Consider the following 11,951-nt stretch of genomic DNA (forward strand, 5'->3'; position numbering starts at 1 on the left):
CTCCGGCCCCTTGCCGTCGACCGCGGCGGCGGTCGACCAGCCGGCCTGCGGCTGCGCGGTGCCGCCGCCGGCGGGGCCGCCGTTCGACCCGCCGCCGGGAGAGGTCGAGCCGGACGGCGAACCGGGATTCGTCGGCGTCGACGACGATGACGACGCGCCGCCGTTCGGCGCGACATCGTCGCCGCCGCATGCGGTCAGCGCGAGCGCGGCCGCCATGACCATCCATGTAATGGGTTTCATCGGAATCCTCTTGTTTTCATTGTCCGGCGCACTCTCGTCTGCCGTTGGCCGATACGACGTATCGTGTCGCCCTTAAAATTGTTAAGTAATGCTACTGAATTGGCATGGAAAACGGCATCCGTTCGCCTCCCTCTCATGATCGATTCCGTCGCGCGGATCGATGCGAACGCCGCTTTCGGCAGACCTCCCCCGTCGTGCAGTGCGGCCCCCGTCAGGTCGTCTATCGTCGGACGTCCGCCGCTGCCGGCTGCATCTTAATTCAAGCGATCCGGATTCAAGGTGGCGTTGCGTCCACACTGAGTGGATTTCCGTTTCACGGCGGCCGGCCCGCGGCGCGGCTGGCGGCCCTGCGCACCGCCGGCCGTCACGCCCCGTGAGGTACGATACGCGCCGGGGCAAAACACCCCCTGAGAGAACCGGCCGTCGCGGCCCCCTACCCGGCACAAGAAAAATGCGAAGAAACCCGACGCTGAACCGAAACCTGTTCGCCGCGCTGGCGGCCAGCCTGCTCTGGACGCCCGCCGCCCACGCCAGCGGAGACGACGGCTGCTACGTGCCGAACACGCTCCGGCAGACCTCCTACTCGTGCGGCAACGTGCCGATGCTGACGCCCGCCAACGACACGCGCATCAACGCGATGCTGATGATGGTCGACAGTGCCAAGGTCGCGCAGGTGTTTCCGGACCCGAAGACCATCCCGGCGAAAGACCGGATCAACCAGATCGTCGTGCCGTTCCCGATGGATTTCTCCGGATGGATCTACATCGGCCAGAAGGAGCCCGACAAGAGCGGCGGCGCAGCGGATGCCGATGCGTCGTCGAACCGGTATGCCGACGGCGAAGGCAGCATCTGCCGCAGCATGAGCGCGGGCGCGGACGCGTTCAACGACGCGCTGAGGGGCGCCGGCGGCCTGCCCGCCGACGAAGCCGCGCGCCTGCGCGCGGCGCGCGCCGACATCGCGCAGAAGACCTGTGCCGCGGGCGGCGCGAGCGCCGCGTGGACGAAGCCGCCGGTCAAGTCGCCGCTCGGCCAGCAGTTCGCCGCGTACCTCGACGGCACGAACGCGTTCTACCGCGCCGACTTCCTCACCGCGACCCGCGCGTTCGCGAACGCATCGCACAGCGCGGACCCGTGGCTGAAGGAAACCGGCCTCTACATGGCCGGCCGCGCGCAGTTGAACGCCGCGCAGGCCAACGTATTCGACAACGACAGCCCGACGCCGACGCGCGCACGCGTGACGAAAGTGTCGCTCGACGCGGCGAACACGGTGTTCCGGACCTACCTGAAGGTGTATCCGAAGGGACGCTATGCGGTGTCCGCGAGCGGGCTGCTGCGACGGGTCGCGTGGCTCGGCGGGAACGTCACGCAGCAGGCCGACCTGTACGGCCATGCGCTCGCGCGCTGGTCGCCGGCGACGTCGAACGTGCCGCTGATGCAACTGGCGAACGAACTCGACAGCAAGCTGCTGTTCGGCTCCGAATTCGACGCCAGCCAGATCCAGTCGCCGACCGTGCTCGCCACCGTCGACCTGCTGCGCATGCGCGCGTCGGACAGCAGCGATGCGAACCGCAAGCCGATGACGCTGGACGAGCTGCAGGCGCAGAAGCCGCGCTTCGCGAACGCGCCAGCGCTGTACGACTACCTGCTCGCGACCTGGTACGTGCAGATCGGGCACAAGCCGGACGCCGCCCTCGACCTGCTGCCGCAAACGCCCGCTGCGCCACTCGACTACTTCGGGCTGAGCCAGCAGGCGCTGCGCGGGTTCGCGCTGGAGGACAGCGGCCAGAACGACAAGGCCCGCCAGCTGTGGCGCGACCTGATCCCGCTCGCGACGTTCCGCTTCCAGCGCGAAATGCTGGAACTCGCGCTCGCGATCAACCTGGAGCAGGCCGGGCTCGTCAACGACGCGTTCGCCGACGATTCGCTCGTACGGAACGTCGCGATCCGCGCGGTGTTGCTGCAGCGCGCGGCCAATGCCGAGCTGCTGCGCGCGCAGGCGCAGAATCAGGCGACGAGCGGCGCGCTGCGCGATACCGCGCTGTACACGCTGCTGTACAAGGAGCTCACGCGTTCGCACTACGCGGATTTCATCGCCGATACCGCACTGGTGCCCGGCGCGCCCGCCGATCCGTTGAAGCCGTTCGTCGCAGCCGCCGCGAAAAACGAGGACGGCTACACGTGCCTGTCGGCGCGCGACATCGCCGCGACGCTGCAGCAGAATCCCGCCGATCCGAAAGGGCTGAACTGCCTCGCCGATTTCGTGCGCCTTCATCCGCCCGCGTACGGCCTCGAAACCGATCCGGTGCCGTCGTGGGTCCGCAACGCGTCGAGCACGGCCGCCACGCGCGTGCCGCCGACGCTCGGCGCGGCGCCGTCGCAGTTCGCGGGCAAGCCGTACGAACGGATGTCGAGCTACGTGACGGTGATGGCCGATACGCAGGCGAACCCGAACGACCGCGCGTACGCGTTCTATCGCGCGATCAAGTGCTACGCGCCGGGCGGCTCCAACGAATGCGGCGGCAAGGAGGTGCCGAAGAGCACGCGCAAGCGCTGGTTCGACACGCTGAAGACCGTCTATCCGGGCAGCCCGTGGGCGCAGAAGCTCCGCTACTACTGGTAAGCAGCGCATGAAGCGCATCGCGTGCGTCGCGCTGCTGCTGGCCGCGCGCGTCGCGCTGGGCGGCACCGTCGACGCCGCGCGGTACGACGCATTCTGGCTCTGGGCCGGCGTGAAGCCGCAGGCGGTCGTGCACGGTGCGCGCCTCGTCTACGTGCTGCAAGGGCAGATCGAAGCGTCGCCGCGGGACGAGTCGCAGGTGCGCGTGATCGCGCAGGGCGTCGCGCTGCCGCCCGCGCCCGACGCGCGCGTGTGGCTCGTCTATCGTGCGCATACGCTGCGCTGGACGCCGCGCGTCACGCAGATCATGCTCGCGCAGCTCGCGCGCTGGCGTGCGTCGGGCCGCACGATCGCCGGCATCCAGATCGATTTCGATGCAGGTACGCGCCACCTGCAGGATTACCTCGGATTCCTGCGCACGCTGCGCGAAACCTTGCCCGCCGATTGCCGGCTCAGCATCACGGGGCTGCTCGACTGGAGCAGCCGCATCGATACCGACCAGGTCAACGCGCTCAAGGGCATCGTCGACGAGGTGGTCGTGCAGACCTACCAGGGCCGCCGGACAATCCCCGACTACGCGGCCTACCTGCCGCGCGTCGCGCGGCTGCAATTACCGTTTCGCATCGGCGTGATCCAGGGCGGCGAGTGGGACGCGCCGCCGTATCTCGCGTCGAATCCGTGGTTCCGCGGCTACGTCGTGTTCCTGCGCAACGATTAGCGGGCGCCAACGCGGCGCCAGCGACGCGTAACGCCCATCGCCGACACGCTACGCGACGCCCGCGATCGTGCCGCCGAGCCCGGCGAGCGCAATCGCGAGCAGCGCAAGCGCCGACAACGCCGAGATCCACCGCTGCTTCCGATGAATCGCCGGATGGTTGATCGCGGCCATGTAGCCGGTCATGATCGTGAAATCGACCGCGATCCACAACGCGGCGAGGATCGCGAGGCTCACGCGCGAATCGGGCGTGATGCCGACGAACTGCGGAAAGAACGCGACGAAGAACAGCAGATCCTTCGGATTCGCGATGCCGACGAGGAAGCCGCGCACGACGCCGGGCAACCCGCGCGGCCGTGACGCCGGTTCGCCCGCCGCCGTGCCGTCGCCACTGCGCCCGCGACCGGCGCGCCATTCGCCGACCAGCGTCCGGATCGCGAGCACCGCGATGAACAGGCAACCCGCGACGTGCAGCCCCACAAGCAGGCGAGCGCTGACCATCACGACGCCGAACACCATCAGCATCGCGCCCGCGATCAGCACGAGGCTCGCGGCATTCGCACCCACCGCGGTCAGCACGCCCTGACGGAACCCGCGCCGCGCAACCGTGCCCGTGACGAGCATGACGACCGGGCCGGGCGTCGCGATGAGCAGCACGATCGCGGCCAGATAGGCAAACAGCAGCGGATAATGGAGTGTCATGACAAAAAGTTGTTCGGTGAGTCGACAGGCGTGTCCGTCACGGTGGCATCATGGGGGCCACGATGTGGCGGAAAACATGGTGACGAGCAGTATCACGCGCCCGGCCTGTCGATCAAAAACGGAAAATCCTGCCTGATGACATGAGTCTTGTTCATACTCGAAACCGATGAAGGCCAAACCGCTTCCCCCCGTCTATGCGCTGCGCGCGTTCGAGAGCGCCGCGCGCAACGGCTCGTTCACGCTGGCCGCCGAGGAACTGAGCCTGACGCAAAGCGCGGTCAGCAAGCACGTGAAGACACTGGAGGCCTACTTCGGCCGGAAGCTGTTCGTCCGGCACGGGCCCAGGATGACCGTGACGGCGGAAGCCCACATCTTCGCGGCCGGGCTCAGGCGCGGGTTCCGGCAGGTCGAGGAAGCATGCATGCTGTTCCGCACGCAGCGCGACGTGCTGCGGCTCAAGGCGCCGTCCACGCTGACGATGCGCTGGCTGCTCGACGCGCTGGCCGCGTTTCGCGGCACGCGGCCGGCGTTCGAGGTACAGATCGCGAGCGTGTGGATGGATGTCGACACCGTCGATTTTTTCAGCGAATCCTACGATTGCGCGATCCTGCTCGGTACAGGCAAGTTCGGCGAAAGCACGCATTGCGTGAAGCTGTTCGACGAATGGCTGATTCCGGTGTGCTCGCGGGCCACCGCCGCGGTCGCGCGCGCGAATCCCGCCGCGTGCGAGCTGATCCACCCGTCGCCCGACCGGCGCGACTGGCGCCGCTGGCTCAACGGCAGCGGTCACGACCTGAATGTGGACATCACGCGCGGGCAGGTGTTCGACATGCTCGAACAGGGCATCGCGGCGGCCATCGCCGGCCACGGGATGTCGATCGGCGACCTCGCGCTGTGCGCGACGGCGATCGACGAGAAGCAGCTCGTGCTGCCGTTCAAGACGGCCGTGAGCACTGGCGATGCGTACTACCTCGTATGGCCGGAAGATTCCGCCAAGGCCGCGCAGGTACGCGAGTTGCACGCGTTCCTGGCCGGCCGGATGCCGCGTCTCGCGCATCCGGGCGTTCGCTTCGTCGATTTGGGGTGAAGCAGCTCGGCGGGCGATCCGTCCTTTTCCACGCGCGGCCGGATCGCCTGCCTTCGATCATGGCGCCGCCCGCCGCGGCGGGCCGGCGCCGACACCGTCAGCCCCGCACGAACGCGAGCAGGTCGGCGTTGAGCACGTCGGCATTGACCGTCAGCATCCCGTGCGAATAGCCCGGGTACGTTTTCAGCGTGCCGTTCTTCAGCAGCTTGACCGATTTCAGCGCGGCATCCGCGATCGGTACGATCTGGTCGTCTTCGCCATGCAGCACGAGCGTCGGGACGGAGATCGACTTCAAGTCCTCGGTCTGGTCCGTTTCCGAAAACGCCTTGATGCCGTCGTAATGCGCCTTCGCGCTGCCTTCCATCCCCTGCCGCCACCAGTTGCGGATCACGCCCTGGTGCACGGTCGCGCCTTCGCGGTTGAAGCCGTAGAACGGGCCGCTCGGCACGTCGAGGAAGAACTGCGCGCGATTGTCGGCGAGCGCCTTGCGGAAGCCGTCGAACACCTCGAGCGGCAAGCCTTCGGGGTTCGAATCGGTTTTCAGCATCAGCGGCGGCACCGCGCTGACCAGCACGGCCTTCGCGACGCGGCCGGCCGGCTCGCCGTGCTTCGCGACGTAGCGCGCCACTTCGCCGCCGCCGGTCGAGTGACCGATATGCACCGCATTGCGCAGGTCGAGCGCTTCGACGACCGCGAACGCGTCGGCGGCGTAATGATCCATGTCGTGGCCGTCCCAGACCTGCGCCGAACGCCCATGGCCGCGCCGGTCGTGCGCGACCACGCGATAGCCGTGCTGGACGAAGAACAGCAGTTGCGCATCCCAGTCGTCGCTGGACAGCGGCCAGCCGTGGTGGAACACGATGGGCTGCGCGTCTTTCGGACCCCAATCCTTGTAGAAAATCTCGACGTTGTCCTTCGTGGTGACGTATGGCATCGCGGTACTCCTGTGAGGTGGATGAACGTGGCGAACGGGCCGCTGCCATTATCGGCTTTATTGTGAAACCACGACGCCATCGTGCAATGCGATGGCCGATCATCCACCGGCAGGAAACGAACGACGCCGCGCGCGTCAGCCGTCAGCCGTCCGTCGACACCGTCACGGCCTCCCATGCGCGGATTTCGTCGTCCAGCGCCGCCAGCTTGTTCCGCACGAGCCGCAGCGCGTCGCTGCCGAGCAGCAGATGCGCGGGCGGATGGTCCGCCGCGATCACGGCGAGCATCGCCCGCGCGGCCTTCGCGGGGTCGCCCGGCTGCTTGCCGCTTTTCTCCTCCCGCGCGCGGCGGATCGGATCGAACAACGCGTCGTAGTCGGCGATCGAGCGCGGCGTGCGCGCCATCGAGCGGCCGGCCCAGTCGGTGCGGAACGAACCCGGCGCGACGGCCGTCACCGCGATGCCGAACGGTTCGAGCTCCTTGCCGAGCGTCTCGGAAATGCCCTCCAGCGCGAACTTGCTGCCGCAGTAGTACGCGATGCCCGGCATCGTGATGTGCCCGCCCATCGACGTGATGTTCAGGATGCGGCCGCGCCGGCGTTCGCGCATGAACGGCACGACGGCCTTCATCATCGCGACCGCGCCGAACACGTTCACGTCGAACTGCCGACGCATCTCGTCGAGCGGCGCCTCCTCCATGATCCCTTCGTGCCCGTAACCCGCGTTGTTCACCAGCACGTCGACGGGCCCGACGTTCGCCTCGATGTCGGCGACGACGCCGTCGATGCGCTCGAACTCGGTCACGTCGAGCACGCGCGCGACGGCCGCCTGCGGGGACAACGCTTCGAAGTCGCGCGCCGCCTGCGCGCCGCGCACCGTACCGACCACCGTGTGACCGGCGGCCAGCGCTTCCTGGGCCAGCGCACGGCCGAACCCGCTGCTGACGCCGGTGATGAGCATGATGTTGCCGGATGCCATGTGAGCCTCTCCCGAATGTCGATTGAAGCATGCATACTAGTCTGACGAACGACGCCGAATAAGCCCGATTCCACTGATTTTCTTGCACAAAACTATGAGCACTACGCCCGACTCCAACCGAGCTTCGTTGCTGTCGTCTCGCGACCGGAAGCGCCTCGTGACGCTGCTGCGCACGCTGGCGCCCGACGAGGGCTACAACCTGACCGCGCTGCCGAGCGTGCGCATCCTGCGCTCGAACCGCGCGCTGTCGCGCACGCCGGTGCTGTACGACCCGGGCATCGTGATCGTGTGCCAGGGATCGAAGCGCGGGTACTTCGGCGGCGAGCGCTATTTGTACGACGAGCACCATTACCTGGCCGTCTCCGTGCCCGTGCCGTTCAGCATGGAAACCGACGCGACGCCCGAGCGCCCGCTGCTCGCGCTGTACCTGCACCTCGATTTCACGCTGGCCGCAGAACTCGCCGCGCAGATCGACCGAGCCGGCGTCGCGGAAACCGTGCAGGCGCCGAAGAGCATGATGTCGACGCCGATGGATCAGGCGATGCATGCGTCGGTACTGCGTTTCGTCGAGGCGATGCACCGGCCGCTCGATGCCGCGGTGCTCGGCCCGGCGCTGCTTCGCGAGCTGTATTTCCGCGTGCTGACCGGCGCGCAGGGCAACGCGATGCGCAGCGCACTGGCGATGCGCGGGCAATTCGGCCGGATCGGGCGCTCGTTGCGCGTGATTCATACCGATTACGCACGGCCGCTCGACGTGTCGCAACTGGCCGACGAAGCCGGCATGAGCGTGCCGAGCTTTCACAGTCACTTCAAGGCGATCACGCAGGTGTCGCCGATGCAGTACCTGAAGTCGACGCGCCTGCATCAGGCGCGGCTGTTGATGGTGCGTCAGGACCTGACGGCGGAAGCGGCCGGCTACGCGGTCGGCTATACGAGCCCGTCGCAGTTCAGCCGGGAATTCAAGCGCCTGTTCGGCTTGACGCCGGCGAAGGAAACGCAGCGCATGCGCGCGAGCTTCGCGATTCCGCAGGCGTTCGACGATGCGGTGTTCGTGTCGTCGCATTGACGTCATTGACGTGCGCCGAACCGGGCGCGCGACGCACGCGTTCATCGCGCGGCATCGAGCGCGAGGCCGGCCAGCGACTTCAGGATGAACGCGGTCACGCCCCAGATGTCCTGCGGCTGATCGGCCCAATACCAACCGCCCGCACGTTCGCCGTCCGCGTCTTGCCGCGGCAAATCCGATCCACCAGCGCGGCGAACGGAAACACGACAATTTCCTCGGCTCAACCGGCCGACATCGGTTCGCCCGCGGCACCGACCGTCGCACGGGATGCCCCGATCCACGCGGCCGCCGTCACCGCACCGGCCGCGACGAGCATCATCGCGCCCCACCCGAGCCGTTCGACGAGCATGCCTGCCGCCACGGCGCCGCCCGCACCGGCTGCGTAGTACAGCGTCAGGTACGCGGCGTTCAACGCACCGGCCCGCGCGGGCTGAATCGCCACGACCCGGGCCTGGTTCGCGACCTGCGCGGCAAAACAACCGGCATCGAACACGGCCAGCCCGACGCCCAGCCAGCCCGGATGACCGAGCGCAACACCAAGCAGTAACGTGGCAAGCGCCGCCACGGCGAGTCCGCCGCCGATCACCGCTCGATCGCCGAAGCGATCCGTGAGCTTGCCGGCCACGCGCGTCACGCCGAGGCCGAGCACGCCGGCGAGACTGTATGCGCCGATCTCGGCCGCTCCCAGGTTGTACGGCGGCGCGGCCAGACGGATCGCCAGCCCTACCCACACCAGATTGAACGCGAAGAACCACAGCATGCCGGCGCAGGTGCGGCGCCTCAATGCGGCGCTGTCGCGCAGCAGCCGCGGAATCGCGCCGATCGTGGCAGTGTGGCCGGAACGCCCCTCGGGGCGACCGCCGGGCAACAGCACGCCACTGCCGACGGCCGCCAGCGCCACGCAACCGGCCAAGGCGAGCAGCGCACCGCGCCACCCGCACCATTGCGACAACGCACCGCCGACGAAACGGCTCAGCAGGATGCCGGCGGAAATGCCCGCGGAAACGACGCCCATTGCCCCGCCGCGCCGTTGCGGCTCCGCGTGCTTGCCGACCACCGCGCTGCATTGCGCCGCGACCGTCGTGGCCGCCCCCACCAACAGGAAGCAGGCGTCGAGCGCGAACGGCGTCGACGACAGCGACGCGCACGCGAGCACCATCGCGAGCACGCCCATTTGCGCCGGAATGAGCATGCGCGGACCGAACCGGTCGACCAGTGGAACCAGCAGCGCAAGGCCGGCCAGATAGCCGAGCATCGTCACCGACGCGAGGGTCGCCATCCGCGTGGCCGACACGCCGAAATCGCCGGCAATGGCCGACAGCGACGGCTGCAGCGCATAGCCGTTGGCGATCGCGACGCCCGCCGCGAGCGCCAGCATCGCGATCGCGGTGCGGGACAGGAATGCGTGCGGGCCGGCGATCGTCATGCGACGGTCCGGACCGCGATCGCCTCGACCTCGACCCGAATCTCCGGATCGACGAACGGCAACGCATGGACCAGCGAGAACGCCGGCCGGATCTCGCCGTATATCTCGCCATGCGCACGTGCCGCGTCTTCCCAATGGTCGAAGTCGGCGACCACCAGCCGGCTCTGGACGACATCCGACAGCGCGAATCCGCTGTCCGCGAGGACCTTGCCGAGCGTCGCCAACGCATCGCGCGTCTGCGCATATACGTCGTCGCCTTTGCCGGCCGTCCCCGACACGTAGATCGTGTTGTCGACGACCACGGCACGCGAATAGCCCACCTTCGGCTCCCACGGGGAGCCGGTACTGATCCGTTGACGCATCTTGATGATCCTCCTTGGCAAGGTTTGGAAATCTCACTTACTACTTCGGTAGTAAGTGAGATCGATTTTATACTACTCCGGTAGTTAATCAAGCACCGCCGTGATGCTGATCACGGCCATCCGAGTCCATCCACATGAACGAAAACGCGGAACTGATCACGTCCCTGATCCGGCTTGGCTTCACGCAATACGAGGCGCAGGCGTACGCGGCGCTCGTCGGCCAAGCCGCGTTGACGGGGGCGGAAGTCGGCCGGCGCGCCGGCATGCCGCCATCGAAGGTCTACGAGACCCTCGGCCGCCTGGAGGCGCGCGGCGCGGTGCTCGTCAACCGCTCCGAACCGGTCCGCTATGCCGCCGTGCCGCACCGCTCGCTGCTGGAAGAATTGCGCACACGTTTCAACGCGGATCTCGAGCTGGCGGCGGGCGCGCTCGACCGGCTGCCGGTGCGGCAAGAGCCGGGGCTGGTCTGGTCGTTGAGCGGGCGGGAGGCGATCGTCAGCGCCTTCGTGCGCGTGATCGACCAGGCGAAAACGGAAATCTTCGCGGGCGTCTGGGACGAAGAGATCGACGATCTCGGGCCACTGCTCGAAGCGGCCGCGGCGCGCGGCGTCGATACGCACGTGGCGATCTACGGCACGCGCACGCTCAACGGGCCGCGTCACTACGACATGGCCAAATGCGGCGCCAGCGCGAGACTTCGGCTCTCCGGACGGCGGCTGGCCGTCGCGGTCGCGGACGACACCGAGGCAGTGGTCGCGGAATTCGGCGATCAGTCGCCCGACCAGGCGACGCTGACGACCAATCCGGTCATCGCGCTGCTCGCGGTCGAGTACATCAAGGCCGACGTGAGCGGCCGCGTACTGATCGACGCAATGGGTCCGGCGGAATACCGGAAAGTGCTGAAGCATCCCGACATGCAGGCGATGCTCGCACCGCCCGACAAGCAGGGCTGACCTCGACGAGATATCGATGACCCAATACACCTTTCGCCTGCTGAACGTCTTCGCCGAATCGACGTTCGGCGGCAATCCGCTGTGCGTGTTCGACGATGCGCGCGGCATGGACGACGCGACCATGCAGGCGCTGGCCGTGCAGTTCAACCTGTCGGAAACGACCTTCGTGCTGCCGTCCGATCGCGCGCATGCGCGCGTGCGGATCTTCACGCCCGGCTACGAGATGGCTTTCGCGGGCCATCCGACGCTCGGCACCGCGCACGTCGTGCGCGATCTGCTCGAGGCAGGCGATGCGCTGTCGCTCGAATTCAAGGCCGGCGTCGTCGACGTCACCGCGCGCGACGACGTGTGGACCTTCATCGCGCCGCACGCCGGCATGCCGAACACCGCGCCATGCGCGTTGCCCGATGCGCAGGTCGCGGCCCTGCTCGGGCTCGCCGAGGACGATCTGCTCGCGCCGCCGCTGTGGGTCAATACCGGTGCCGACCAGTTGCTGGTCGCGCTCAAGGACCCGGCCGCCGTGCGGCGCGCGCGGCCCGACGGCGCGCGCGTCGACATCTGGCCGCCAAGCAGCCTCGGCCGCAGGACCGCGTACGTATTCGCATTCGACGACGCGCGCCCGGGGACGGTCGTGTCCCGGTACTTCTTCGTGAAGCAAGGCGGCGGCGTGGCGGAAGATCCGGGCACCGGTTCGGCCTGTGCGAACCTGGGCGGCTGGCTGCTTGCAGCCAGTCACGATCTGCCGGCCGCGTTGCGGGTCGAACAGGGCGAAGCCGTCGGCCGGCCCTGCCTGCTGCACTTGTCGGTCGATGCAGCGGGCAAAATCGGCGTCGGCGGGCGCGTGATCGAACTCGGGCGCGGCGTGATCAACGT

The 11,951-nt window shown here is 67.9% G+C and carries 12 protein-coding genes and 1 pseudogene; 6 read left to right on the forward strand and 7 right to left on the reverse strand.

Features of this window, described 5'->3' with window-relative positions; genetic code table 11:
• A pseudogene (locus H3O04_RS28885) lies at window positions 1-240 on the reverse strand (hypothetical protein); the annotation flags it as partial.
• A gap of 451 nt (window positions 241-691) precedes the next feature.
• Between H3O04_RS28885 and H3O04_RS28890 the strand changes: the two are divergent.
• Together H3O04_RS28890 and H3O04_RS28895 are read left to right on the forward strand one after the other, a co-directional pair.
• Complete coding sequence (locus H3O04_RS28890; RefSeq protein ID WP_202588976.1) at window positions 692-2,860, forward strand: hypothetical protein; 2,169 nt, start codon at window positions 692-694, stop codon at window positions 2,858-2,860.
• Window positions 2,861-2,867: 7 nt separating this feature from the next.
• Window positions 2,868-3,575, forward strand: a complete 708-nt coding sequence (locus tag H3O04_RS28895; RefSeq protein ID WP_043887420.1) for a DUF3142 domain-containing protein — start codon at window positions 2,868-2,870, stop codon at window positions 3,573-3,575.
• Between the two features lie 48 nt (window positions 3,576-3,623).
• Here the strand turns inward: H3O04_RS28895 and H3O04_RS28900 are convergent, their stop codons facing one another.
• Window positions 3,624-4,274: a LysE family translocator gene (locus H3O04_RS28900; RefSeq protein WP_124592440.1), complete on the reverse strand. Its 651-nt coding sequence runs from the start codon at window positions 4,272-4,274 to the stop codon at window positions 3,624-3,626.
• Between the two features lie 166 nt (window positions 4,275-4,440).
• On the opposite strand from H3O04_RS28900, the gene H3O04_RS28905 reads away from it, so the two are divergent.
• Complete coding sequence (locus tag H3O04_RS28905; protein ID WP_023475970.1) at window positions 4,441-5,361, forward strand: LysR substrate-binding domain-containing protein; 921 nt, start codon at window positions 4,441-4,443, stop codon at window positions 5,359-5,361.
• Window positions 5,362-5,458: 97 nt separating this feature from the next.
• Here H3O04_RS28905 and H3O04_RS28910 read toward each other — a convergent pair whose 3' ends face one another.
• Entirely contained in the window at window positions 5,459-6,295 is an 837-nt protein-coding gene (locus tag H3O04_RS28910; protein ID WP_006481345.1) for an alpha/beta fold hydrolase, read from the reverse strand.
• A 142-nt stretch (window positions 6,296-6,437) separates the two neighbouring features.
• Window positions 6,438-7,271 (reverse strand): oxidoreductase, encoded by an 834-nt coding sequence (locus H3O04_RS28915; protein ID WP_006481346.1) that lies wholly within the window; start codon window positions 7,269-7,271, stop codon window positions 6,438-6,440.
• 94 nt (window positions 7,272-7,365) lie between these two features.
• Here H3O04_RS28915 and H3O04_RS28920 point away from each other — a divergent pair, with 94 nt between their 5' ends.
• Entirely contained in the window at window positions 7,366-8,337 is a 972-nt protein-coding gene (locus H3O04_RS28920; RefSeq protein ID WP_200159983.1) for an AraC family transcriptional regulator, read from the forward strand.
• Between the two features lie 41 nt (window positions 8,338-8,378).
• Here the strand turns inward: H3O04_RS28920 and H3O04_RS36575 are convergent, their stop codons facing one another.
• From H3O04_RS36575 to H3O04_RS28935, 3 genes are read right to left on the reverse strand one after another with little or no spacing between them, the layout of a single operon-like run.
• A complete protein-coding gene (locus H3O04_RS36575; protein ID WP_023475972.1) occupies window positions 8,379-8,510 on the reverse strand; it encodes a hypothetical protein in 132 nt (43 codons plus the stop codon).
• A 47-nt stretch (window positions 8,511-8,557) separates the two neighbouring features.
• Window positions 8,558-9,763 (reverse strand): MFS transporter, encoded by a 1,206-nt coding sequence (locus tag H3O04_RS28930; RefSeq protein ID WP_202588977.1) that lies wholly within the window; start codon window positions 9,761-9,763, stop codon window positions 8,558-8,560.
• Complete coding sequence (locus H3O04_RS28935) at window positions 9,760-10,125, reverse strand: RidA family protein (RefSeq protein ID WP_006481349.1); 366 nt, start codon at window positions 10,123-10,125, stop codon at window positions 9,760-9,762. Before H3O04_RS28935 ends, H3O04_RS28930 begins: the two co-directional genes overlap by 4 nt.
• Before the next feature lie 134 nt (window positions 10,126-10,259).
• Here H3O04_RS28935 and H3O04_RS28940 point away from each other — a divergent pair, with 134 nt between their 5' ends.
• Both H3O04_RS28940 and H3O04_RS28945 read left to right on the forward strand, forming a co-directional pair.
• Window positions 10,260-11,078 (forward strand): TrmB family transcriptional regulator, encoded by an 819-nt coding sequence (locus tag H3O04_RS28940; protein ID WP_202588978.1) that lies wholly within the window; start codon window positions 10,260-10,262, stop codon window positions 11,076-11,078.
• Between the two features lie 16 nt (window positions 11,079-11,094).
• Window positions 11,095-11,951, forward strand: an 857-nt coding sequence (locus H3O04_RS28945) for a PhzF family phenazine biosynthesis protein (protein WP_202588979.1), incomplete at its 3' end; no start/stop codon positions are given.

It is taken from the genome of Burkholderia sp. KCJ3K979, assembly GCF_016759955.1.
Taxonomy (GTDB): domain Bacteria; phylum Pseudomonadota; class Gammaproteobacteria; order Burkholderiales; family Burkholderiaceae; genus Burkholderia; species Burkholderia orbicola.